This is a genomic window from Rhodococcus sp. BP-160, assembly GCF_019836205.1.
Taxonomy (GTDB): domain Bacteria; phylum Actinomycetota; class Actinomycetes; order Mycobacteriales; family Mycobacteriaceae; genus Rhodococcoides.
Genome location: NZ_JABUEK010000003.1, coordinates 599,157 through 622,119 on the forward strand (window position 1 = coordinate 599,157; position 22,963 = coordinate 622,119).

General features: G+C 68.9%; 22 protein-coding genes. 8 read left to right on the forward strand and 14 right to left on the reverse strand.

Going from position 1 to position 22,963, the window contains the following annotated elements:
- The first annotated feature begins 53 nt into the window (after positions 1–53).
- Positions 54–746, forward strand: a complete 693-nt coding sequence (locus tag HQ306_RS14710; protein WP_027506144.1) for a TetR family transcriptional regulator — start codon at positions 54–56, stop codon at positions 744–746.
- On the opposite strand, the gene HQ306_RS14715 is transcribed toward HQ306_RS14710, so the two are convergent.
- On the reverse strand, positions 730–2,787 hold the full coding sequence (locus HQ306_RS14715) for an acyltransferase family protein (protein WP_222632233.1): 2,058 nt from the start codon (positions 2,785–2,787) through the stop codon (positions 730–732). The two genes, HQ306_RS14710 and HQ306_RS14715, sit on opposite strands and share 17 nt — an antisense overlap.
- A gap of 165 nt (positions 2,788–2,952) precedes the next feature.
- Here HQ306_RS14715 and HQ306_RS14720 point away from each other — a divergent pair, with 165 nt between their 5' ends.
- A complete protein-coding gene (locus HQ306_RS14720) occupies positions 2,953–4,110 on the forward strand; it encodes an acyl-CoA dehydrogenase (RefSeq protein WP_056441154.1) in 1,158 nt (385 codons plus the stop codon).
- 24 nt (positions 4,111–4,134) lie between these two features.
- Here the strand turns inward: HQ306_RS14720 and HQ306_RS14725 are convergent, their stop codons facing one another.
- The 3 genes from HQ306_RS14725 to HQ306_RS14735 are packed head-to-tail and all read right to left on the reverse strand — an operon-like array spanning position 4,135 to position 5,751.
- The gene (locus tag HQ306_RS14725) at positions 4,135–4,503 is read right to left on the reverse strand and encodes an RNA-binding S4 domain-containing protein (RefSeq protein WP_027506141.1); all 369 of its coding nucleotides are present in this window, start codon (positions 4,501–4,503) and stop codon (positions 4,135–4,137) included.
- Positions 4,500–4,991: a metallophosphoesterase gene (locus HQ306_RS14730; RefSeq protein ID WP_056441151.1), complete on the reverse strand. Its 492-nt coding sequence runs from the start codon at positions 4,989–4,991 to the stop codon at positions 4,500–4,502. The genes HQ306_RS14725 and HQ306_RS14730 overlap by 4 nt, the downstream gene beginning before the upstream one ends.
- A gap of 1 nt (position 4,992) precedes the next feature.
- The gene (locus HQ306_RS14735; RefSeq protein WP_027506139.1) at positions 4,993–5,751 is read right to left on the reverse strand and encodes an SDR family oxidoreductase; all 759 of its coding nucleotides are present in this window, start codon (positions 5,749–5,751) and stop codon (positions 4,993–4,995) included.
- Positions 5,752–5,855: 104 nt separating this feature from the next.
- Here HQ306_RS14735 and HQ306_RS14740 point away from each other — a divergent pair, with 104 nt between their 5' ends.
- A complete protein-coding gene (locus HQ306_RS14740) occupies positions 5,856–6,260 on the forward strand; it encodes a VOC family protein (protein ID WP_056441148.1) in 405 nt (134 codons plus the stop codon).
- Positions 6,261–6,285: 25 nt separating this feature from the next.
- Here the strand turns inward: HQ306_RS14740 and HQ306_RS14745 are convergent, their stop codons facing one another.
- Both HQ306_RS14745 and HQ306_RS14750 read right to left on the reverse strand, forming a co-directional pair.
- Positions 6,286–8,004, reverse strand: a complete 1,719-nt coding sequence (locus HQ306_RS14745) for a metallophosphoesterase (RefSeq protein ID WP_222632235.1) — start codon at positions 8,002–8,004, stop codon at positions 6,286–6,288.
- A 120-nt stretch (positions 8,005–8,124) separates the two neighbouring features.
- Positions 8,125–8,904: a 1-acyl-sn-glycerol-3-phosphate acyltransferase gene (locus HQ306_RS14750; RefSeq protein ID WP_027506136.1), complete on the reverse strand. Its 780-nt coding sequence runs from the start codon at positions 8,902–8,904 to the stop codon at positions 8,125–8,127.
- A gap of 141 nt (positions 8,905–9,045) precedes the next feature.
- Between HQ306_RS14750 and HQ306_RS14755 the strand changes: the two genes are divergently transcribed.
- Positions 9,046–10,443 (forward strand): NAD(P)/FAD-dependent oxidoreductase, encoded by a 1,398-nt coding sequence (locus tag HQ306_RS14755; protein WP_027506135.1) that lies wholly within the window; start codon positions 9,046–9,048, stop codon positions 10,441–10,443.
- A gap of 15 nt (positions 10,444–10,458) precedes the next feature.
- Entirely contained in the window at positions 10,459–11,280 is an 822-nt protein-coding gene (locus tag HQ306_RS14760) for a UbiA family prenyltransferase (RefSeq protein WP_037186078.1), read from the forward strand.
- Here the strand turns inward: HQ306_RS14760 and HQ306_RS14765 are convergent.
- Positions 11,263–11,589 (reverse strand): hypothetical protein, encoded by a 327-nt coding sequence (locus HQ306_RS14765; RefSeq protein ID WP_222632237.1) that lies wholly within the window; start codon positions 11,587–11,589, stop codon positions 11,263–11,265. The two genes, HQ306_RS14760 and HQ306_RS14765, sit on opposite strands and share 18 nt — an antisense overlap.
- Before the next feature lie 89 nt (positions 11,590–11,678).
- On the opposite strand from HQ306_RS14765, the gene HQ306_RS14770 reads away from it, so the two are divergent.
- On the forward strand, positions 11,679–12,389 hold the full coding sequence (locus tag HQ306_RS14770; RefSeq protein ID WP_222632239.1) for a dienelactone hydrolase family protein: 711 nt from the start codon (positions 11,679–11,681) through the stop codon (positions 12,387–12,389).
- Between the two features lie 45 nt (positions 12,390–12,434).
- On the forward strand, positions 12,435–13,364 hold the full coding sequence (locus HQ306_RS14775; protein WP_222632241.1) for a pirin family protein: 930 nt from the start codon (positions 12,435–12,437) through the stop codon (positions 13,362–13,364).
- Here the strand turns inward: HQ306_RS14775 and HQ306_RS14780 are convergent.
- Positions 13,355–14,122 carry a putative protein N(5)-glutamine methyltransferase gene (locus HQ306_RS14780; RefSeq protein ID WP_222632243.1) on the reverse strand — a complete coding sequence of 256 codons (768 nt, stop codon included), beginning with the start codon at positions 14,120–14,122 and terminating at the stop codon, positions 13,355–13,357. The genes HQ306_RS14775 and HQ306_RS14780 overlap by 10 nt on opposite strands.
- The gene (locus tag HQ306_RS14785) at positions 14,119–15,507 is read right to left on the reverse strand and encodes a phosphotransferase (RefSeq protein WP_222632245.1); all 1,389 of its coding nucleotides are present in this window, start codon (positions 15,505–15,507) and stop codon (positions 14,119–14,121) included. The genes HQ306_RS14780 and HQ306_RS14785 overlap by 4 nt, the downstream gene beginning before the upstream one ends.
- Before the next feature lie 106 nt (positions 15,508–15,613).
- Here HQ306_RS14785 and HQ306_RS14790 point away from each other — a divergent pair, with 106 nt between their 5' ends.
- Positions 15,614–17,587: a M13 family metallopeptidase gene (locus tag HQ306_RS14790; RefSeq protein ID WP_222632247.1), complete on the forward strand. Its 1,974-nt coding sequence runs from the start codon at positions 15,614–15,616 to the stop codon at positions 17,585–17,587.
- Between the two features lies 1 nt (position 17,588).
- Here the strand turns inward: HQ306_RS14790 and HQ306_RS14795 are convergent, their stop codons facing one another.
- The 5 genes from HQ306_RS14795 to HQ306_RS14815 form a co-directional block, all read right to left on the reverse strand.
- Positions 17,589–18,671 (reverse strand): ABC transporter ATP-binding protein, encoded by a 1,083-nt coding sequence (locus HQ306_RS14795; protein ID WP_056441124.1) that lies wholly within the window; start codon positions 18,669–18,671, stop codon positions 17,589–17,591.
- Positions 18,672–18,689: 18 nt separating this feature from the next.
- Positions 18,690–20,012, reverse strand: coding sequence for an ABC transporter substrate-binding protein (locus tag HQ306_RS14800; RefSeq protein WP_222632671.1), 1,323 nt, complete (start codon positions 20,010–20,012; stop codon positions 18,690–18,692).
- Positions 20,013–20,037: 25 nt separating this feature from the next.
- Positions 20,038–20,931 (reverse strand): carbohydrate ABC transporter permease, encoded by an 894-nt coding sequence (locus HQ306_RS14805; RefSeq protein WP_222632249.1) that lies wholly within the window; start codon positions 20,929–20,931, stop codon positions 20,038–20,040.
- On the reverse strand, positions 20,928–21,887 hold the full coding sequence (locus tag HQ306_RS14810) for a carbohydrate ABC transporter permease (protein ID WP_051613419.1): 960 nt from the start codon (positions 21,885–21,887) through the stop codon (positions 20,928–20,930). The genes HQ306_RS14805 and HQ306_RS14810 overlap by 4 nt, the downstream gene beginning before the upstream one ends.
- A gap of 76 nt (positions 21,888–21,963) precedes the next feature.
- Positions 21,964–22,896 carry a L,D-transpeptidase gene (locus HQ306_RS14815; protein ID WP_222632251.1) on the reverse strand — a complete coding sequence of 311 codons (933 nt, stop codon included), beginning with the start codon at positions 22,894–22,896 and terminating at the stop codon, positions 21,964–21,966.
- Between the last annotated feature and the right edge of the window lie 67 nt (positions 22,897–22,963).

The following is a 22,963-nucleotide window of genomic DNA, read 5'->3' on the forward strand; positions in this document are numbered from 1 at the left end:
CACGTGCGTTCCGGCAGCTCACCGGTCCGAGCAGTTCACGCTACCGTGAAGCCATGGCCGCCCACGACGAACCGCGAGAAACCGAGGACGCCCGGTTTCGCCTCGAGGTCATGGGTGCGGCGCTGGAGCTCTTCGAGAGCAAGGGGTACGAGGCCACCACGGTCGACCAGATCGCAGAGAGCGCGGGGCTGTCGCGCCGCACGTTCTTCCGGCAGTTCCGGTCCAAGGAGGACGTGGTCTTCCTCGACCACGACGCCACCCTCGCCCATGTGCAGGACTTCCTGGGAACGACCGACCTCGACCCGTACGACGCCGTGTGCGAGGCCGCCGCGCGCGTGTTCGCCCGGTTCTCCGGCACGCCGGACACCACCCGTCGCCGCTACCGCGTCCTGCAGACGGTGCCCGCCCTGCGCGAGCGCGAACTGGTGATGGTGCTGCGGTACGAGCGCGTCTTCGTCGACACCCTGCGCCGCGGCGCCCCGACGCAGGAGCCGCTCTCCCTGGTGCAGTTCGCCGCCGCGGTCACGGCGACGCACAACTACCTGCTGCGCACGTGGCTTCGCGACGGGGCCCGAGTGGAGGTCGAGGACGTCCGGCGCGCCCTCGGGGCGGTGAAGCGGCGGTTCGTCACCGACACCGCGGGAGACCGGCCCACCGCACTCGTGTTGCCGCCGGGGACGTCGGTCGCCGACGTCACGACCCTGCTCGCACAGCACTTCGGGGACGGTCTCACCACCACCCCGTGACCTCGCCGAGCGTGCTGTCGACCACCGGCACGAGCGACCGGACGTACGTCGCCGACAGGTGGTGGGAATCGTGGTAGACCAGCACGTTTCCTTCGACGACGCGACACACGTCGGGACCGCAGACCGCATCGGAGAAGTCGACGGGAACCACCGAGGGGAACGGCAGCGACGCGGCGCGGGCCGGATCGATCTCGGACAGGACCTCGCTGCGCGGCAGTCCGCACGACTCGCTGTCGCCGCCGTCGGCAAGGCAGTCCGCGGCGCGATACGGGACGCCCTCCCGGCTGAGCCACGGAGTGTCCCGCACGGCCACGACGGGAAGAGCGAGCGCGGAGAAGCGTGCCCAGACGTCGAGGTACGCGTCGGGTGTGACGTCGCCGAACTCCGTGGGGCTCGGCCGCGTCGAGGTGGTGAACACCCAGTCGGGGCGGTCCGACGCGAGGATGTCGAGCACGTCCGAGGACCAGTCCCGGCAGTCCGGGTAGGGCAGATCCACCAGGAGCGGCTCGCCGATGTCGAGCGGGCACCCCATCTTGAGGTAGGTCACCACGGCGAACCCGCGATCCCGGCCGATCCGGTCGAGTGCGGGGAGCCAGTGCTCGGCATGCGATCCCCCGGCCAGGGCAAGGGTGCGCGTCGCGTCGGGATCGCCGTACACGCACGAGATCACCTCGCGCTGCGTCATGTCCGCGATGCAGCCGTCCAGCGTCGACTGCGGCAGGTCCAGGTCCGCATCGAGCACGGTGGGTCGCATCGGAGCGTCCGGCACGGGAACACCGTCGACGAGCGCGAGCGCCCCCGGGTAGCGATCGTCGGAGCTCACGTCGGCGGTCGGCTGGGCCGTCGCTCGATCGAGGTAGCCCTGCCAGGTCGCGCTCGCCGCGGCGAGGCCGATCGCTCCGACGGTCACCAGGGCGGTGAGGACGCCGCGGCCCGCGCCCCGACGGTGCACCGGCTCCTCCACCCACGAGCGTGTGGCGACGGCCAGGGCGATCGAGACGACCACCACGGCGGATCCCGTCACCACGGTCACCGAGTGCCCGGTTCCGAGCACCGCGATGAGGATCGGCCAGTGCCACAGGTACAGCGGGTAGGCGATGGAGCCGAGGAACTGCAGTGGGCGGGACTCGAGAGCACGGGTCACGGCCGGTGCTCGTGACTCGGGAGCACCCGCACCGGCAAGCACCAGCAGCATCGCGGCCCCGACCGGCACCAGCGCGGCAGGACCGGGGAACTGCGCCGCACCGTCGACGAGGAACCCACAGCCCACCAGTGCGGCGAGTCCGACGACGGCGGCCGCGGCCCGTAGCGCGGCCGGCAGCACCACTCGACCGATCACCAGCCCGGCGATCGCGCCGACAGCGAGTTCCCACGTCCGCGCCCCGGTGTCGTAGTAGGCCCACCCCTGGTGGGTGCGGCCGATGTCGGCCGCATAGGTGAACGACACCGCGGCGGTGACCGCGAGCACCGACACCAGCACCGGTGTGGTCAGGTCCCGACGACCACACCGACGGCACGCCGCGGCGACGAGGAACACCACGGCCGTGACACCGACGTAGAACTGCACCTGCACGGACATCGACCACAGGTGCTGGAGCGGACTGACCGACAGATCGGCCGCCGCGTAGTCGGACGCGGTCCGCGCGAGCTCCCAGTTCTGGACGTACGCCAGCGACGCGAGGAGCTGCCGCGTCGTCGCGTCCCACATCGTGAAGGGTCTGTCCCACACGGTCCAGAGGGCCACCGCGCCGAACACCACCACCGCCGCGGGGTACAGGCGTCGGGCGGTGCGGACGACGAGGGGCCGCAGGACCGGACCGTCGGCTCGCTCGACGCGGCGCAGCACCATCGACGTGAAGAAGAAGCCGGACAGGACGAGGAAGACGTCGACACCGCCCGAGACCCTGCCGAACCAGATGTGGAAGACGACCACGAGGGCGATCGCCAGCCCGCGGAGACCGTCCAGATCGACGCGGTGGCCCGGCCTGCGCGCGCCGACTGCCCGGGCACCCGGCGCACGGGTCGTCGCCTGGTGGTGCACGACCACCAGAATAAGGGACGGACGGTACGGGTCCGGAGCACCCACACGTGACCAGTGACACCAAGTGCCACGCAGCCATGGTCACCGGCCGGTCGGTCCGGTACGCTGGCCACATTCCGTGACACCGAGTGCCACGACCCTCTCACCACGACGAACGGACATCCCATGGCCGGCAACCCCAGCTTCGACCTCTTCCAGCTCGCCGACGAGCACAACGAGCTCCGCGAGGCCATCCGCGCACTCTCCGAGAAGGAGATCGCGCCGTACGCCACCGAGGTCGACGAGCAGGAGCGCTTCCCCGAGGAGGCACTGAAGGCCCTCAACGCCTCCGGCTTCAACGCGGTGCACATTCCCGAGGAGTACGGCGGCCAGGGCGCCGACTCCGTCGCGGCCTGCATGGTGATCGAGGAGGTCGCCCGCGTGTGCGGTTCCTCCTCCCTGATCCCCGCCGTGAACAAGCTCGGCACCATGGGCCTCATCCTCAGCGGCAACGAGGAGCTCAAGCAGAAGGTGCTGCCCTCCATCGCCGAGGGCGAGATGGCCTCCTACGGACTGTCCGAGCGTGAGGCGGGCTCCGACGCCGCCGGCATGAAGACCCGCGCCAAGGCGGACGGCGACGACTGGATCCTGAACGGCTCGAAGGCGTGGATCACCAACGCCGGCAAGTCGACCTGGTACACCGTCATGGCCGTCACCGATCCCGAGAAGAAGGCCAACGGCATCTCGGCGTTCATGGTGCACAAGGACGACGAGGGCTTCTCGGTCGGCGAGAAGGAGCGCAAGCTCGGCATCAAGGGCAGCCCCACCCGCGAGCTGTACTTCGAGAACTGCCGCATCCCCGGAGACCGCATCATCGGTGAGCCCGGCACCGGCTTCAAGACGGCACTCGCGACGCTCGACCACACCCGTCCCACCATCGGCGCGCAGGCCGTCGGCATCGCGCAGGGCGCTCTCGACGCGGCCATCGCGTACACCAAGGACCGCAAGCAGTTCGGCAAGGCCATCAGCACGTTCCAGGGCGTCGAGTTCATGCTCGCCGACATGGCGATGGAGATCGAGGCGGCCCGCCTCATGGTGTACTCGGCAGCCGCTCGCGCCGAGCGCGGCGAGAAGAACCTCGGCTTCATCTCCGCCGCCTCCAAGTGCTTCGCCTCGGACGTCGCCATGAAGGTGACCACCGACGCGGTGCAGCTCTTCGGTGGCGCCGGCTACACGCGCGACTTCCCTGTCGAGCGCATGATGCGTGACGCCAAGATCACGCAGATCTACGAAGGCACCAACCAGATTCAGCGCGTCGTCATGTCGCGCGCACTGCTGCGCTGACGCCGGTGGCGGGACCGCCGCGCGTCACTCGCTCGGCGGTGCCGCCCGCAACCGGTCGATCTCGCGCCGGTCCCGCTTCGTCGGCCTCCCGGCTCCGCGATCGCGAACGGGCACCGCGGCGAACAGTTCCCGTGGCGGTGGGGGCGGGCTCCGGTCGATGTAGCACGCCACCGCGGCCGGGGCTCCCACTCGCTTGTTCACGAGCTGAGTGACCTCGACGATCTTCTCGAATCCCCCTGCGCGGATGCGTACCTCGTCACCGGGCACCACGTGCTGCGCCGGCTTGGCGGCGCTGCCGTTGATCTTCACGTGTCCGCCGCGGCACGCCGACGCGGCGGCGGAGCGCGTCTTGAACAGCCGCACCGACCACGTCCAGGCGTCGATGCGCGTCACAGCTCGTGCACCACGACGTCCGAGACGGCACCGCCGCTCAGGGTCAGCGTCATGTAGGTGCAGTGCGGTTGCCGCCGACGGTCGGTCGGCGAACCCGGGTTGAGCAGGCGCATCCCGTTGTCGGACAGCGTGTCCCACGGAATGTGGCTGTGCCCGAACACGAGCAGGTCGGTGTCCGGGAACTGCGCGTCCATCCGCTTCTCCCGTCCCCCCTTCGCCCCGGTCTCGTGCGTCACCACCATGCGTACGCCCTCGACCGTCCGCCGTGCGACCTCCGGCAACCGCGCACGGAGATCGTCACCGTCGTTGTTGCCCCAGCAGGCGAGCAGATCGGTCGACCGCTCCTCGAGCGCGTCCAGCAACGACGGCGCCATCCAGTCACCCGCGTGCACCACCAGGTCGGCCGCGTCCACCGCGTCCCACACCGCGGCGGGCAGATCCCGCGCGCGGGTGGGGACGTGGGTGTCGGCGAGCAGCAGCAACTTCACGTCAGTCTTTCGGCCCGCCCGCGACGTACACGACCTGGCCGGACACGAATCCTGCACCCTCACTGCAGAAGAAGGATGCCGTGTGGGCGATGTCCTCGGGCTGACCGATGCGGTTGACCGGGATCTGCGACGCGGCACCCTTCTTGAAGTCCTCGAACGGCACGCCGACGCGCTCGGCCGTCGCCGCCGTCATCTCCGTCTCGATGAAGCCGGGTGCGATCGCGTTGACGGTGACGTTGTAGCGGCCCAGCTCGATGGCGAGGGTCTTGGTGAAGCCCTGCATGCCGGCCTTGGCGGCCGCGTAGTTGGCCTGACCGCGGTTGCCCAGCGCCGAGGTGGACGACAGGTTGACGATGCGTCCCCACTTGGCCTCGACCTGATGCTTCTGCACCTCGCGGGACATGAGGAACGATCCGCGCAGATGCACGCCGAGCACGGCGTCCCAGTCGTCGACCGACATCTTGAAGAGAAGATTGTCGCGCAGGATGCCGGCGTTGTTCACCAGCACCGTGGGCGCCCCGAAGTCGGTGGCGATGCGCTCGACCGCAGAGACGACCGACTGCTCGTCCGCGACGTTCGCGCCGACGGCGATGGCCTGACCACCGGCTGCGGTGATCGCGTCGACCGTGCCGGCACACGCCGCCTCGTCGAGATCGACGACGGCGACACCGAAGCCGTCCGCGGCGAGACGTCGGGCGACGGCGGCACCGATTCCTCGCGCACTTCCCGTGACGATTGCTGTCCTGACCTGCTCGCTCACGACTACCCTCTTTCTCATCTCGGCCCCGAAACCCCGCGGCTCCCACTCTTTCTATCAAGTCACAGGAGTCGGCGGACCACCCCTGCTCGAGAAAGAGGCTCACCATGACGACCCGACTCAATCCGTACCTGTCGTTCCGGGACACGGCGCGGGAGGCGATGGAGTTCTATCGCACCGTGTTCGGCGGAGAACTCACGCTGTCGACGTTCGGTGACTCGGGCATGCCCGTCGAGGAGTCCGAGTCGGGCAACGTCATGCACGGTCAGCTCGACACCCTGAGCGGCTTCACGCTGATGGGCGCCGACACTCCGTCGTCGATGGAGGTGAGCACCAACGGCACGGTGTCCCTGAGCGGCGACGACGAGCCAGAACTGCGCGGCTACTGGGACGCGCTCGCCGCGGGCGGCACCCTCGGCGTCCCGCTCGAGACGGCCCCGTGGGGCGACACCTTCGGGATGCTCACCGACCGGTTCGGGATCGGCTGGATGGTGAACATCGCCGGCAGCTAGCTGCCGACGGTCACATCGCCGGCAGCTAGCTGCCGAACGCGAGCGGCAGCTCGCGACGGAAGGTGACCTCGTCGAACTCCCGCCCGTACTCGTCGACCGCGGAGATGCGCATCCGACTCGGTGTGATGCCGGGGATCCCGGGCGTCACGTCCGCGCGGACGAACGAGTAGTTGCGGAATCGCACCCGTGACCAGGTGAGCGACTCGGGCACCTTCGAGCCGTCCGCGGCGACGACGTAGCTGTTCGGCACCGACGTGTCGGCCACCTCGTTGCCGCGGTAGCTCTCGGGTTCGCCGTCCTGGAACCCGTAACGCGGGCGCCCACCGCCGCCCACCGTGTAGTAGACGGTGGCGTCCGAGACGGAGGTGACCTCCGACCGGTCACCGGCGACGCGGGTCGGCGAGCCGCCGCGGATCGGATCGGACCGCTCGAACACGTGGTTGTGCGCCTGCAGCACCACATCGACGTGGTACCGGTCGAAGAGCCCCGCCCACGCACTGCGGACGCCGCCGTCGCTCGCGTGGTCCTTCGTCGTCGAGTACGCGCAGTGGTGGAAGAAGCAGACGATGAAGTCGACGGCCGGATCGGCCCGGTAGCGCGCCAGGGTCGACTCCACCCATCCCGTCTGACGTCCGCCGCTGTAGCCCGTGTTCGCGCGGATCTCGTTCGAGACGTCGTTGGCGTCGAGCGAGAGCACGGCGACGTTGCCGTGGACGAACGAGTAGACCGACGGGCACCCGGCGGGGCCGTTGTCCGGCTGGTCCAATCGTGCTGCGTGGCCGCCGTATCCGTTCGGCCCGTACAGCGCCTCCATGTCGTGATTTCCGGTCGCGAAGAGCCAGGGCGTCGACGCCGCGCTCTGCTCGATCGCCGCGAGGTAGCCGTCCCAGACGTACGGGTTGAACTTGTCGAAGGCCTTGTCGACGGTGCCGCCACTGGGTACGAAGCGAGGAGTGCGGCCCTGTCCCGACGGGTCCGCGTACGCGATGTCGCCCGCGAGAATGTGGAAGTCGGGCCGCGAGTCGGCGATCTGGCGCACGATGTTGGCCGCGTGCTTGGCCGACGGCTCGTTGTCGGGCTTGTAGTACAGATCGTCGTAGTCACCGGGCTTCAGGCCGGGAGGCTGGGTCGGCGTCTCGTCGACGCCTTGATCTCCCATCATCGTGAACCGGAACGGCGCGAGCCGGCCCGGCGGCAGAGCCGGTGCGGCACTGCGGACATCGCTGACGTAGCCGTCGGCGGTGCGCCACCGGTAGTAGTGCGGAAGACGCGGAGTGAGCCCGTCCACCGGAACGTGCACGTAGAACTGCTCGGCCGCCAGGATGCCGCCGTCGGACCGCGGTACCTGGCTCACCAGGTTGCGCACCTCGGCCGACGTCGTGGCGCCCAGTGCCGGGGTCGGACCGTGGTCGAGAAACACCCCGGTGAGTCCGGGATTGCGGGAGAGCTGCGCCGAGAACCGGAGCTGCGTCGCGGCGTCGGAGCCGAAGGAGAGATGCCGTCCTCCGACGGTCAGCGGCGCGTCCTGCGCGTAGGCGACGCGATTCCATCCGGGGTTTCCCACCCCGGCCGCCGCGGCGACGGCGGCAGCACCCACGAGGAAGTTGCGACGGGACACCCGATGGCGACGGAGATTGCTCAGGTGCCAGTCGTGCTGCTCGGCGATGGAAGCGTTCGCCGCGATGTGGGCGGGGACTCCTGTGTCGACGATCTCCCCGGCCGGATTCAGTGCGTTCTCCACCATGGAGACGACGCTGCTCCCGTCACCTCGACGTCAGGCGCATGGCAGGCGAGCAGGAGCCGAACCGAATGTGAACAACGATGCAGCACATGACATTTCGGTCCGACCGGACAAAACCACCAGTCAGTACTGGCGGACCGACAACTCCACGGCCACCTGAAGGTACTCGGCGACGGTGCGCGCGATGGAGACCGGCTTGTCGGGGAGCACGATGTCCGGCACGTCGATGTGCACGCTCGCCGAGCGGTACCTGCCGGGCGGCGGTCCGTAGTGCAGCCCCATCACCACGAGCCTCGGTTCGACGCCGCGAGTCCGTGCGCGCGCGACGATGTGCCCGATCCCGCTCCCGACGTGCTGGAGCACCGTCGGATCACCGTCGTTGCACGTGCCCTCCGGGAAGATCGCGAGATCGTCACCACGAGAGAGCCTTTCGGCACACACGTCCATCATGAGATTGCCGGCCCGAGACACGGCGCGCAGACCGTGGTCGCGGCTGCGGAACACCGGGATGCCGCCCATCATCTCGATGCGACGTCGTTGCGACGTCCGCTCGGCGATGCGGCGGGTCCGCGGGCGGTTCGGTTCGGTCTCGACGAACAGCTCGTCCTTGGCCAGGACGCGGGTGCGGCCGATGACGGGTCGCAGCGCGCTGGACCACGCGGCGGCGGCGACCGTGTACGGGTCGGTCTCGCTGACGTGGTTCACGGCCAGGATGAACCGCGTGTCGTCGTAGATGAGGGCGCGGAGGCGTTCGCGAGCACCGTCGCCGTACCGGACGCGGGGTCGGAACCGTCCGGCGAGAGCCCCGTAGGCGAGCCGCGTGACGCGTCGATTCTGCTGATGCTCCCGGTAGTACTCGTACACGGCGTCGGCGTTCTCGAGGGCGACCACGGGGCGATCCATGCTCGAATCGTAGGCGTTCGCCCTGTTCCACCTATTTGTTCTGACAAATCGAGCGCGCCGTGTATGGTCTGGGTCACAGACGGAAACCCCGTCGGAGGCGGACCCGCAGGTCGGCCACGTGAAGTGAGAGGAACGGGCACCGTGACCACCACCACAGCCCCGCACCGCGTCGTCGTCGTCGGCTCCGGATTCGGCGGCCTGTTCGCGACCAAGGCCCTGCGTCGCAGCGACGTCGACGTGACGATCGTGGCGCGCACCGCGCACCACCTCTTCCAGCCGTTGCTCTACCAGGTGGCCACCGGCATCCTCTCCGAGGGCGAGATCGCGCCCTCCACCCGTCTCATCCTCAAGAACCAGGCGAATGCCGCCGTCGTGCTCGGCGACGTCACGGAAGTGGACCTCGAGGCGCGCACCGTCGTCTCGGTCAGCCGTGGCCGCGTCACCGTCACTCCGTACGACAGCCTCGTCGTCGCCGCGGGCGCCGGCCAGTCCTACTTCGGCAACGATCACTTCGCCGAGTTCGCCCCCGGCATGAAGACGCTCGACGACGCCCTCGAGCTGCGCGGGCGCATCATGAACGCGTTCGACGCCGCCGAACTCACCACCGACCCCGTCGAGCGCGCACGGCTGCTCACGTTCGTCGTCGTCGGCGCCGGCCCCACGGGTGTCGAGATGGCGGGCCAGATCGCCGAGCTCTCACGCCGCACCCTCGCCGGAACGTTCCGCACGATCGACAGCCGCGACGCCCGCGTGATTCTGCTCGACGCGGCCCCGAAGGTGTTGCCGCCCTTCGCCGACTCGCTGGGCGAGAATGCTCGACGACGTCTCGAGAAGGTCGGCGTCGAGGTCGAGCTGGGCGCCGCGGTCACCGACGTCGACGCCGACGGACTATCGGTCCGCGACAGCGACGGCACCGAGCGCCGCATCGAGTCCTCCTGCAAGGTCTGGTCGGCCGGTGTCTCCGCGAGCCCGCTCGCGGCACAGCTCGCGGCGAAGTCCGGGGCCGAGGTGGACCGCGCGGGCCGCGTGCTCGTCGAGGCCGATCTGACACTGCCGGGCCACCCCGAGGTCTTCGTGGTCGGCGACATGATGGCGCGCGACAAGCTCCCCGGCGTCGCCCAGGTGGCGATCCAGGGCGGCCGCTACGCCGCGCGGTGCATCACTGCCGACGTCCGCGCCGCTGCCACCGACACACCGCGCCCCGAGCGCACCCCGTTCCGCTACCGGGACAAGGGCAGCATGGCGACCGTGACGCGATTCTCGGCCGTGGCGCAGGTGGGACCCGTCAAGATCACCGGCTTCCTGGCATGGCTGATGTGGCTCGCGGTGCACCTCGTCTACATCGTCGGATTCAAGAGCCGACTCACCACCGTCTTCAACTGGACGTGGACGTTCCTCGGCCGAGCGCGCACCCAGCTGACCGTCACGCAGCAGCAGATGCACGCGCGCACGGCACTCGGCAGGCTCGTCGTGCTCGAGGACGCCCGCCGGGAGCGGGACGCGGGAGCCCCGGCACGCGAGGACGCTCGCGCCAGCTGAGTACTGTTCCGGTACATGGGCAGTCGACTCTCCGCTCTCCTCGTCGCCTCCCACCCCGGCCCCGCCGCCGCGGTCACGACGTTCGTCGCACTGCTGTCGGTCAGCATCGGCCCACCCTCGGCGGGGCTCCTCGTCGTCGTGGTCGTGGCGGTGCTGAGCGGGCAACTGATCGTCGGTTGGACCAACGATCTGATCGACGCCCCGCGGGACACCGCGGTCGGCCGCACGGACAAACCGCTCGCCGTCGGCCGCCTCGACCCCGCCACCGTGCGGGTGAGCGTCGCGGTCGCGGCGGTGGTCTGCGTGGTGTTCTCGATGCTGTGCGGCGTCGTCCCGGGTGCGGTGCACCTCGTGCTGGGAGTCGGGTCGGCCCTCGCCTACAACGTGGGTCTGAAATCCACCGTCGTGTCGTGGCTGCCGTACACCGTCGCGTTCGGATCGGCGCCCGTGGTCGTCTCGCTCACCGTGGCCGACGCGATGCCGCCGTGGTGGATGATCACGGTAGGGGCGCTGCTCGGCTTCGGCGCCCACCTGGTCAACGTGCTGCCCGACATCGCCGACGACACGGCGACGGGAGTCCGCGGGCTGGCACACCGACTCCCTGCTCGCGTGGTCGCTCCACTCGCCGCGGGGGTGCTCGTCACCGCATCGATCGTGGGGGTCGTGGGGAGCGGGGCTCTCGGGCGCACCGGGGTGTCGACCGCAGCGGGCGGAGCCGCTCTGGCCGTCGTGGTCGTCGCCGCATGGATCGCGTCGACGAGCAGCGGGCGGACGCCGTTCCGCGCGGCCATCGTCATCGCCGGCGTGACCGTGCTGGTGCTACTGCTTCCGCGCTGACGTCTCGGCGGCAGGGGTCAGGTCGCCGGCGGCCTCGAGGTCGTCGGTGTCGCGGAACACCAGGCACCCGTTGTCCAGGGCCACCGCCCACCGGTGCGCCACGGCCCAGTCCCGACCCACGGACGACGAGTCCACGAAGTCGGCGAAGTCCTCGACGATCGATCCCGTCTCGAGAGGCCACGTCGTCGGATCCGAGTCGCGGTCGATCGAGTGCCGGGTGCGTACCCGCGCACCGACCTCGAACGTCGGCGGCGGCCCGGTCGGCTCCTGCGGCGTCGCTGCTCCGGGGTTGTTCAGGGTCGATGTCATGGCAGCCTCCTGCTGGTTCCTCGGCGCGGTTTCCCCGTTTCACACAGTTCACACATGGAACACCGAGATTCTCGTGATCTGATGGTGGGATGGCCATCACTTTCACCACACGCGTCCCGGAAAGTCCGATACGAGGCGGTGTCGTCGTCGTCCAGGAGGCGTTCGGCGTGACCGACCACATCGCGGAGGTCTGCGGCCGCTTCGCCTCGGCAGGATGGATCGCCGTGGCCCCGCATCTCTTCCACCGGGCCGGTGATCCGGTGGTGTCGTACGACGACATGAGCACCGCGATGGACCTCATCGGCGCACTGAAGGCCGAGGAGATCGACCAGGACGTCGATGCCGCGTTCGACGAGTTGGCCGGGTACGGCTACGGACCGAGCGGGTGCGCGATCGTCGGGTTCTGCATGGGCGGCACCGTCGCCTTCGAGACGGCGGTGCGGCGCCCACTCGGTGCCGCGGCCACGTTCTACGGCGGCGGCATCCGCGAGGGTCGCTTCGGCTACCCGCCGCTGCTCGACGGCGCCACGGCACTGCGAACGCCGTGGCACGGGTTCTTCGGCGACCTCGACACCGGGATCCCGGTCGACGACGTCGATTCGCTGAACGCCGCCGTCACCGACGCGCAGGTGGACACTCGCATCGCCCGCTATCCCGACGCCGAGCACGGCTTCCACTGCAACGATCGACCCGCCGTCTACAACGAACGGGCCGCGTACGACGCGTGGTCGCGCACCCTCGACTGGTTCGATCTGCACGTGGATCCGGCCGGGGAACAAGGACGGGCCCCTCGCGGTTGAGCCGGGCAAGTAGTTGATTCGTCAACTTTATCCCAGGAGGCCGACATGCCCGCAGTGACCGTCGACAACGTTCTCGCGCTCCCCCGCATCTCCACGCCGCAGCCCGGCTCGGTGAACCGGCCGGTCCGCGCCGTCACCACCGCCCCCACCGGCTACGAGGGCGAGGGGTTCCCGGTCCGACGTGCCTTCGCGGGCGTCGACATGAAGTACCTCGACCCCTTCATCCACATGGACCAGATGGGCGAGGTGAACTACGCGCCGGGCGAGCCCAAGGGCACACCGTGGCACCCGCACCGCGGCTTCGAGACGGTCACCTACATGATCGACGGGATCATGGATCACCAGGACTCGCACGGCGGTGGCGGTTCCATCACCGGCGGCGACACCCAGTGGATGACCGCGGGCAGCGGCATCCTGCACATCGAGGCCCCGCCGGAGCACCTCGTCGTCTCGGGCGGGCTGTTCCACGGCGTGCAGCTGTGGGTCAACCTCCCGCGCAGCAACAAGATGGCGGCGCCGCGGTACCAGGACATCACCGGCCGCGAGGTCGCTCTCCTCTCGAGCCCGGACGGCGGCGCGCTGGTGCGCGTCATCGCCGGCGAGATGGACGGCCACCAGGGACCGGGATCGACCTACACGCCGATCACGCTGTCCCATGTCACCGTCGCCCCGGGTGCCTCGGTGACCCTGCCCTGGAACGCGCGCTACAACGCCATCGCCTACGTGCTGGGCGGATCCGGCACCGTCGGCACCGAGCGGCGGCCCGTACGCACAGGTCAGACCACGGTCTACGGCTCGGGCGACACCCTGACCTTCGCCGCCGCCGAGGGCACCGAGTCGATGGAGATGTTCGTTCTCGGAGGCGAGCCGATCCGCGAGCCCGTCGCGATGGCCGGGCCGTTCGTCATGAACACCAAGGCCGAGGTGCTCCAGGCGTTCGAGGACTTCCAGTCCGGGCGGTTCGGTCAGCCCTGATCGAGCGTCCCTCGCCCGATCACCATGGTGGCGTCCCGGTCCTCGTCGTGTACCACCGTCGGCTCCAGACCGGCGGCAGCGAAGATCTGTCGCACCGTGTCGGCCTGGGCCGCGGACGCCTCCACGATCAGTGATCCGCCGGGTGCCAGCCAGTCGCGTGCCTGTGCGGCCACGCGGCGCTGGACGTCCAGTCCGTCCGGTCCACCGTCGAGGGTGACGCGGGGTTCGTGATCCCGCGCCTCGGGCGGCATGGTCTCGATGGCCGACGAGGGAACGTACGGCGTGTTGGCGGTGACGACGGCGATCCCGTGGCGCAGGTGCGTCGGTATCGCGGCGAAGGTGTCGCTCTCGAAGACCGTGCAGCCCGGCAGATTTCGACGAGCGCACGCCACCGCCACCGGGTCGATGTCGGAGGCGTACACCGTGGACCCCGGCGCCGAGCGCACCACCGCGGCGGCCACGGCACCCGAGCCGCAGCACAGATCGAGCAGCACGCCGCCGCCGAGTCGGCCGAGCGCCGCGTCCACCATGGCCTCGGTCCGTCGGCGCGGCACGAAGACGCCGGGCTCGACGAGCACGCGGCCCCCGTGGAACTGCGCCCACCCCACGATGTACTCGAGCGGCTCCCCGGCGACACGGCGCGCGATCCAGTCGGCCAGCGTGCTCTCGTCCGGAGCCTCGCCGATCAGCAGAGCTGCCTCGTCCTCGGCGAACACGCATCCGGCCGCCCTCAGCACGGCGACCGTCCGCGAGGTCACTCCGCGACGAGCCGCTCGATGGCGTGCAGGGGGATCGAGAGCCAGGTCGGGCGGTTGCGCGCCTCGTAGACGGCCTCGTACACGGCCTTGTCCATCTCGTACGCTCGCAGCAGCGCCCACGAGATGCGCGGGTCGTGTCCCGCCACCTCGGTGTAGCCGTCGCAGAATGCGGACACGTTGCGCTCCACCCACTCCCGCGCCACGGGCTCGAGTCGCGCCCGTTCCTGCGAATCCTCGATCTCGACGACGTGGCTCATGGCGGCGTAGTCGAAAGAGCGGATCATCCCTGCCACGTCGCGCAGCGTGCTGTCCGGAGTGCGCCGCTCCTCGAACGTCTTCGACGGTTCGCCCTCGAAGTCGATGAGGACCCACCGCTCCGACGTGCGGAGCACCTGCCCCAGATGCAGGTCACCGTGGATGCGCTGGGTGTCGATGCCGCCCGTGCCCGCTGCCTGGTCGATCAGGGCCCGGATGCGCGGGAGGTACTGCTCCAGGTCGGCGATCACCGGCAGTGCCGTCTCCACGCGAGCGGAGATGTCGGCCGCCGTACCGGCCGCCGGCGCCAGGGACGTGCCCAGCACCGACGCGAGATCGGCGTGCACGGAGGCGACGGCGCGGCCCAGCTCGCGGGCCTCGCTCGTGAAGTCGGACGTCGTCACGTCACCGCTGGCCAGGACGTCCCGCACGCTGGCCTGCGCGGTGGTCCACCCCTCGGTGGATCCCGCCACGAAGTCCTGCGCCATGGCGAGGGTCGTCTCGGTGTGGTCGATGTCCGCTTCCATCCATCCGCGCAGCGGCGCGACGTTCTCGCACCCCGCCTGGCCCAACGCCCGGTGCAGCTCCACGTCGGGATTGATGCCGATCGTGACGCGCCGGAAGATCTTCAGCAGATGGTGGTCGCCCAGGATGACCGACGTGTTCGACTGTTCGGCGCCCAGCACCTTTCCGCGCAGGCCGGTCTGCAGGTCGCTGCCCGGCATCGCCAGGAAGCGCACCTCGCCGGTCCCGCCGGTGGCCAGGAGGTCGGAGTAGACCGAGATGGCATCGGGATCACGCAGGGCGTCGAACACCACCGCGCCGCCGTCCCGAGTGACGACCCACGGGTCGAGGTCCTCGTCCACCGAGGCTCGGACACCGAGGGGCACCTGGAAGATCTGGGGCTCGGTGCCCTCGAGGTCCACCCGCACGAGTACGTGCTCGACCACGAGCTCGGACGTGGTGGCCAGCGTCTCCCGCGTGAGCAGATGCACTCCGGTGACGGTGTGACCCTTGGCGGAGAACCACCGCTGTTCCGGCAGCCAGGCGGCGAGTGCGCCGAGGAGGGCGCCCTCGTCGAGGGGTGGCGGCGCGACGGGCTCGTCGATGCTGTGCTGTTCCGTGGACATGAGCCTCGGTTACCCCGAATTCTCTCGTCGACAACGTGACCCTGCGCGGACCAGCGTAATGCCCCGTCGACCCCGCGCATCTCGTCCGGCCTGTCAGGATGGAGGCATGACCTCGGACGCATCACTCGCACGGCCCTCGGGCCTGGACCTGAAGTTCGTCGACGCCGCCACCAGAGCGCAGGACGATCTCTTCGAGCACGTCAACGGCCGCTGGCTGGCCGAGTACGACATCCCGGCCGACCGCGCCGTCGACGGCGCGTTCCGGACACTGTACGACCGGGCCGAGGAGCACGTCCGCGACATCATCCAGGTCGCGGCGGACTCCAGTCCGGCGCCCGGCTCGGACGCCGCGAAGATCGGTGACCTCTACAGCAGCTTCCTGGACGCCGACGCCATCGAGGCGGCCGGCACCGCGCCGATCGCCGACGAGCTCGCGGCGGTGGCCGACGCCACCGACAGCGAGGCGCTCGCCCGCGTACTCGGCACTCTGCAGCGCACCGGTGTCGGCGGCGCGGTCGCGCACTACGTCGACACCGACTCGAAGAAATCGGACCGCTACCTCGTCCACTTCTCGCAGTCCGGCCTCGGCCTCCCCGACGAGTCGTACTACCGGGAGGACGAGCACGCACAGGTTCGCGAGCAGTACGCCGAGCACATCGGCGCCATGTTCGCCCTCGCGGGCGTGACCCGTTCCGCAGCGAGCGTCCTCGATCTCGAGACCGCCCTGGCGGCGGGCCACTGGGACGTGGTGAAGCGCCGCGACGCCGATCTCTCCTACAACCTGACGACGCTCGCGTCGCTGCGAGCGGACGCGCCCGGCTTCGAGTGGGGCGCCTGGATCGAGGGCCTCGGCGCCGACGCGGACCGTCACTTCGCCGAGATCGTCGTCCGCCAGCCCGAGTTCCTCACCACGTTCGCGGAGCTGTGGTCGACGCGCAGCCTCGACGACTGGAAGGCCTGGGCCACCTGGCGCATCCTCCACTCCCGCGCGCCGTACCTGACGTCCGCGATCGTCGACGAGAACTTCGCCTTCTACGGCCGCACGCTGACGGGAACCGAGACCAACCGCGAGCGCTGGAAGCGCGGCGTCTCCCTCGTACAGGATCTGATGGGCGAGGCGGTGGGAAAGCTGTACGTACAGAAGCACTTCCCGGCCGATTCGCGGACGCGCATGCAGGAACTGGTGGCCAACCTCGTCGAGGCGTACCGGCGCAACATCTCCGACCTCGAGTGGATGAGCCCGGAGACGCGGACGGCCGCGCTGGCGAAGCTCGACAAGTTCACCCCGAAGATCGGCTACCCGGACACCTGGCGGGACTACTCCTCGCTGCTGATCGATCCGGCGGACGTGGTGGGCAACTACCGCCGCGGCTACGAGGCCGAGTACCAGCGCGATCTGGACAAGCTCGGTGGTCCGGTGGACCGCGGCGAGTGGTTCATGACCCCGCAGACCGTCAACGCCTACTACAACCCGGGCATGAACGAGATCGTGTTCCCCGCCGCGATCTTGCAGCCCCCGTTCTTCGACCCGGACGCCGACGACGCCGCGAACTACGGCGGAATCGGTGCGGTCATCGGACACGAGATCGGCCACGGATTCGACGACCAGGGAGCCAAGTACGACGGTGACGGCAACCTCGTCGACTGGTGGACCGACAGTGATCGCAGCGAGTTCGGCAAGCGCACCACCGCGCTGATCGAGCAGTACGACTCGTTCGAGCCGAAAGCCCTTCCCGGACACCACGTCAATGGGAAGTTCACGATCGGCGAGAACATCGGCGACCTCGGTGGTCTGTCGATCGCCGTCGAGGCGTACAAGATCTCACTGAACGGCTCCGCGGCCCCGGAGATCGACGGCCTGACAGGGCTCCAACGTGTCTTCTTCGGTTGGGCGCAGGTGTGGCGCACCAAGGCGCGGGACGCGGAGGCGCTGCGCCGCCTGTCCATCGATCCCCACTCGCCGCCCGAGTTCCGATGCAACGGCGTGGTCCGCAACCTCGACAGCTTCCACGAGGCCTTCGAGGTGACAGAGCAGGACGCGCTCTACCTCGATCCGCAGCAGCGCGTCCGCATCTGGTGATCTAGCGCAGGCGCAGGCCGGACTCGGGATCGAAGAAGTACACCTCACCCGCGTCCGGCCGGACGCGCAGGCGCTCGCCCGCACCGACCACGACACGACGATCCACCCGCACCACCACGCGGCCACCGCGGGCCGTCCAGCCGGCGTCCGCCGGTCCGACCGAGTAGGCGAACGACTCCGCCCCCAGTTCCTCGACCAGCTCGGTGGTCAGCTCGACCGCCTCGGTGTCGGACTCGCCCACCAGTTCCCACGACTCGGGGCGGACCCCGACGACGATCCTCCCCTTGTGTGCGGCGGGCACCGGGATGCGCGCGCCACCCAGGACGGCGTGGCCGTCCACCACGTCCGTCTCGAGCAGATTCATCGCGGGCGAGCCGATGAACGACGCGACGAAGTCGTTGACCGGATTCGCGTACAGCTCACGCGGACTCGCGACCTGCTGCAGGAGTCCGCTCTTCAGGACCGCGACCCGGTCCCCCATCGTCATGGCCTCGACCTGATCGTGTGTCACGTACACCGTCGTCGTGCCGAGCCGGCGCTGCAACGACGCGATCTGCGACCTCGTGCTCACCCGGAGCTTCGCGTCCAGGTTGGAGAGCGGCTCGTCCATGCAGAACACCTCGGGGCGACGCACGATCGCGCGCCCCATCGCCACGCGCTGACGTTGGCCGCCGGACAGCTTGCCCGGACGCCGGCCGAGGAGGGGCTCGAGCTCGAGCATCCGAGCCGCCTCCTCGACGCGGACGGCCGTGTCCGCCTTCGACATTCCCGCGTTGCGCAGCGCGAATCCCATGTTCTCCGCCACCGTCATGTTCGGATACAGCGCGTAGTTCTGGAACACCATCGCGACGTCACGTTCCTTGGGTGCGAACCCGCTGACGTCCTTGCCGCCGATCTCGATGCGCCCGCTCTCGATCGCCTCGAGCCCGGCGAGCATGCGCAGGCTCGTCGACTTGCCGCATCCCGACGGTCCGACGAGCACGAGGAACTCGCCGTCCGCGATGTCCAGACTGAGCGCGTCCACCGAGGGAGTCGGTGCTCCCGCGTAGCGGTGGGTCGTCTCCACGAAATGTACCGAGGCCATGACAGAGGTGGTCCGCTTCTACTTGGGCAGCTTGGGAGTGATCTGGCGATCGATGATCTGCTGCAACTGATCCTGCACACCCGAGAACGTCGACGCGACATCGGCGTTCTGCAGGGCGATCTGCTCGAGACCCGCACCGATGATCTGATCGCCGCCGGGCACGAACACGCGGGCGTAGTCCTGCGACCGGGTCCGCGCGAGCTGGTCCACCGCGGTCCGCGAGCGGGGGTTCTGCTCGAGGAACGCGACCTCGGAGGCGTCGGTGGCGGACGACTTGCGCACCGGCATGTAGCCGACGTTCTGCGAGAAGTACGCCGTGTTCTCGGTGTTGGTCACGAACTCGATGAACTTGAGCGCGTTGATCTTCCGCTCGTCCGGGATGTTCGCCGGGATGGCCAGTCCGGCGCCACCCGTCGGGCACCCGGGAGTGCCCGCCTCGGCGGGGAGGAACGCCGTGCCGAAGTCGAACTTCGCGTTCTTCGTGATGCCCGACAGGTCGCCGGTCGACGCGATGGTCGAGCCGAGCAGGCCCGCGGAGAAGTCGTTGGCGATGTCGTTGGACACGGCCGCGTACTTCTTCGTGTGGATCATGTCCTTGAGGAAGTTGCCGGCCTCGATGGTGCGCTCGTCGGTGAACTTCAGATCGAACTCGTCGGAGTAGCTGCCGCCGAACGTCCAGATCGGGCCCTCGAAGGTCCACCCCAGGTAGTCCTCCGCGTTGCCCCAGCCGTGCGCGAGCTTGCCGGATCCGATGGCGCGCTGGATCTCCGGGCCCCACTGGTCGAACTCCTGCCACGTGGCCGGCCCGCGATCCGGGAGTCCGGCAGCAGTCCACACCTCGCGGTTGTAGTAGAACAGCGGGGTGGAGCGGGCGTAGGGCAGCGCCCACGTCTTGTCGTTCCAGTTGTAATCGGCGACGAGCGAGTCGACGTAGTCGCTCGTGTTCACGCCCGCCTGCGAGAACAGGTCGTCCAGCGGCGAGATCGCGCCGAGCAACGCGAAGTTGAACCACCACACGTCCGAGAGCAGCACGACGTCCGGCAGCGACCCGCCCGACAGCGCCGCGTTGAACTTCTGCGCGATCTCCTCGTAGTTCTTGCCGCCGTCGACCATCTGCACCGTCAGGTCGGGATTGGCCGTCTGGAAGCGCGAGATGAGCTCGTTCTCGATGTCCTTCGAGCTACCCGGGTGGGACGACCAGAACGTGATCGTACTGGCATCGCCACCACCGGACGCCGACGAGCTGCTCGTCGAACTCGTTCCGGCACAGGCGGTGAGAGCGGCGCCCGCGGCGACGGCACCGGACAGTCCGAGGAATCCGCGGCGAGAGAATGGCTGCATCATGTGCTCCTTGTTCATAGGTTGGTCAGCCCTTGACGGCGCCGGAGGTGAGTCCCTTGATCATGTGGCGTTGCAGTGCGAGGAAGACGACGAGGATGGGCAGCATGGTGAGCACCGTGCCGGCCATGACGGGCCCCCAGTTGGTGACGCCGTCGTTGTTCTGCAACTGGGTCAGGCCCACCGGCAGCGGCGCGACGGACGAGTCGTCCGACATCAGGAACGGCCAGAGGTACTCGTTCCACTCGTTCACCACGGTGATGGTGGCGAACGCGACCATGGTCGGGCCCGACAACGGCAGGACCACCCGGAACAGCAGGCGGACCGGGCCGGCGGCGTCCATGCGGGCGGCCTCGATGATCTCCTGCGGTATCGACAGGAAGTGGTTGCGCATGAGGAACGTTCCGAATGCCACGCCCGCCAGCGGCACGATGATGCCCTGGAAGGTGTTGCGCCACCCCAACTGCGCCACCAGCGCGTAGTTGGAGATCACCGTGATCTGGTTCGGCACCATCAGTGCGGCGATGATCACGAGGAAGACGATCGTCTTGCCCGGAAAGCGCAGGAAGACGAGGCCGTAGGCGCTGAGCACGCCCAGCGCGAACTTCACGACGGCCAGGATGCTGGTGATGATCAGGGAGTTCTTCAGGAACGTCCAGAACGGAACGGTGGTCGTCGCCTCGTCGTAGTTCTCCGGGCGGAACACCGCGGGCCACCAGACCGACGGCTGCACGTAGATGTCACCGCGCTCCTTGAACGAGGTGACGACGATCCAGAAGAGCGGCAACCCGATGATGACGATGACCACGACCATCGCTGCGTAGCCGAAGAGTGTGGAGAGTCGACGACGCCGGGCGGCGTCCCGCGCCGGGCGGGCATCGTCGGCAGTGGCGGCGGCCGGTGCCCTGTCGATCACGCTCATCGCGCATCACCTCGATCCATGACTCGCACCTGCAGGACGGTGATGATCAGCAGCACCAGGAACATGATCGTGGCGACGGTCGCGCCGTAGCCGGCCCGGAAGTTGCGGAACGACTCCTCGTACACCTGATAGACCATCGTGGTGGTGCCGGTACCCAGCGGACCGCCCCGCGTCATCACGTTGATGATGTCGAAGACCTGCAACGAGTTGAGCATGACCGTGATGGACAGGAAGAACGTCGTGGGACGCAGCTGAGGAAGCGTCACCTTGCGGAACGTCGTCCACCGACTCGCGCCGTCGATCTGCGCGGCTTCGGTCAGATCCTGCCGAAGACCCTGCAGCGCTGCGAGATAGATGACGAAGGCGTAGCCCAGGTTCTTCCACAGGTACGTCACGGTGATCATGAACAGCGCCCACCCGGGGCTCTGGTAGAAGTCCGGCACTCCCTCGAAGCCGAACCGCCGCATGACGTCCTGGATCAGGCCGAAGTTCGGATCGAACACGAACTGGAACGCCACACCGATGGCCGCGCCGGAGATGACGAACGGAGCGAAGACGGCCGAGCGGACGATGTTGCGGCCGCGCAGCTTGCGATCGAGGAGCATCGCCAGGACGAGTCCGAGGAGCATGCTGCCCGCCACCGCCGCGATGGTGAAGATGACGGTGTTCGACACGATCTGCCACGTGTCGCTGCGCCCCCACCATTCGCGATAGTTCGAGAGACCGATGAAGGTCGACGTCGGCGACGAGATGTTCCAGTCGAAGAACGAGAGCCTGATGTTGTCCAGCAGCGGCCGGTAGGTGAACACGCCCAGCAGGACCAGGTTCGGCCCGACCAACACCAGGAACAGCGCGTAGTCGCGCCACGGTCGACGGAGGAAAGATCGTTGTGCGGGTGGCAGTTCCGGCAAGGTGCGCTGGACCACCGGCCGCGATCGCGGCGGGCTTGCTCTCACCGGTGGGACATTAGCGTAGGTAAAGCGAACGAATGGTGAACATGGACCGATCAGTATCGGTCCGAGATGTGATCGTTCAGAGTTGCCAGTCGCCGAGGCCGTCGCGGCCGTTCAGAATGCCGCCGTCGGTGTTCTGCACCACCACGGGATCACCCTTCTGGGCCGTCTCGAAGAACCATTTCGCGTCCTCGGTGCTGACGTTGAGGCAGCCGTGGCTGACGTTCTCGACACCCTGACTGTCCACCGACCACGGCGCGGCGTGGACGAAGATGCCGCTGTTCGACATGCGGGTGGCGTACTCCACGTAGGTCCGGTAGCCCTCGGGCGCATCGACCGGCACGCCGTAGGTGGACGAGTCCATGTACATGTCGCGGAAACGCTCGCCGACGATATAGGTGCCGTTGGGCGTCTCGTGGCCGACCTTGCCCATCGAGGTGGGCATCGTGCGCACCACCTCGCCGTTGCGCGTCACCGTGATGGTCTTGGTGTCGTCGTCGGCCGTCGTGACGATCGCGTCGCCGACGGTGAAGGTGGACGACGCGTCTCCCGCGGTCACCGTCACGGTCGTGTTCGCCGGCCAGAAGACGTCGGGTCGCCAGCGGACCTGGCTGTCGGAGAACCAGAAGAAGCGGCCGGCGACGTCACCGGCGGACGTGGTCACGTCGATCGCCCGCTCGGCGACCGCGCGGTCGTCGATCGGGGCGGCGAACCGGACGATGATCGGCTGCGCGACACCGACGACCTCGCCCGCGGACGGGTTCAGTGCGGGAGCGGAGAAGTTCGCGGGACCACGCGGCGCCTCGACGGGTGCGGGCGGGGCGACCGGCGGTGTCGGGACACCGGGCGCGGGGGCGGTGATGCCGGGGATCGGAGGGAGCGAGATGTCCGGGCCACCGGGCCACAGCGGCGCCGCGGAGGCGGGCACGGCCACCCCGACGGTGACGGCGGCCGCGGCGAGGACGCCTGCAGCCGTACGAGCGAGGAAACGAGCCGAACGTCGAGCACCCATGCTTGTGAACCATCCCTAGCGAAGTCGCTGTACCTGATCGCACCGCAATTAACACATACGGGTGGTC

Bases quoted from the DNA above. Each gene is read 5' to 3' on its own strand.
- HQ306_RS14710 (WP_027506144.1), top strand. From the start codon at position 54: ATGGCCGCCCACGACGAACCGCGAGAAACCGAGGACGCCCGGTTTCGC.
- HQ306_RS14720 (WP_056441154.1), top strand. From the start codon at position 2,953: ATGGCCGGCAACCCCAGCTTCGACCTCTTCCAGCTCGCCGACGAGCAC.
- HQ306_RS14740 (WP_056441148.1), top strand. From the start codon at position 5,856: ATGACGACCCGACTCAATCCGTACCTGTCGTTCCGGGACACGGCGCGG.
- HQ306_RS14745 (WP_222632235.1), bottom strand. From the start codon at position 8,004: ATGGTGGAGAACGCACTGAATCCGGCCGGGGAGATCGTCGACACAGGA.
- HQ306_RS14750 (WP_027506136.1), bottom strand. From the start codon at position 8,904: ATGGATCGCCCCGTGGTCGCCCTCGAGAACGCCGACGCCGTGTACGAG.
- HQ306_RS14760 (WP_037186078.1), top strand. From the start codon at position 10,459: ATGGGCAGTCGACTCTCCGCTCTCCTCGTCGCCTCCCACCCCGGCCCC.
- HQ306_RS14765 (WP_222632237.1), bottom strand. From the start codon at position 11,589: ATGACATCGACCCTGAACAACCCCGGAGCAGCGACGCCGCAGGAGCCG.
- HQ306_RS14770 (WP_222632239.1), top strand. From the start codon at position 11,679: ATGGCCATCACTTTCACCACACGCGTCCCGGAAAGTCCGATACGAGGC.
- HQ306_RS14775 (WP_222632241.1), top strand. From the start codon at position 12,435: ATGCCCGCAGTGACCGTCGACAACGTTCTCGCGCTCCCCCGCATCTCC.
- HQ306_RS14785 (WP_222632245.1), bottom strand. From the start codon at position 15,507: ATGTCCACGGAACAGCACAGCATCGACGAGCCCGTCGCGCCGCCACCC.
- HQ306_RS14790 (WP_222632247.1), top strand. From the start codon at position 15,614: ATGACCTCGGACGCATCACTCGCACGGCCCTCGGGCCTGGACCTGAAG.
- HQ306_RS14795 (WP_056441124.1), bottom strand. From the start codon at position 18,671: ATGGCCTCGGTACATTTCGTGGAGACGACCCACCGCTACGCGGGAGCA.
- HQ306_RS14800 (WP_222632671.1), bottom strand. From the start codon at position 20,012: ATGCAGCCATTCTCTCGCCGCGGATTCCTCGGACTGTCCGGTGCCGTC.
- HQ306_RS14805 (WP_222632249.1), bottom strand. From the start codon at position 20,931: ATGAGCGTGATCGACAGGGCACCGGCCGCCGCCACTGCCGACGATGCC.
- HQ306_RS14815 (WP_222632251.1), bottom strand. From the start codon at position 22,896: ATGGGTGCTCGACGTTCGGCTCGTTTCCTCGCTCGTACGGCTGCAGGC.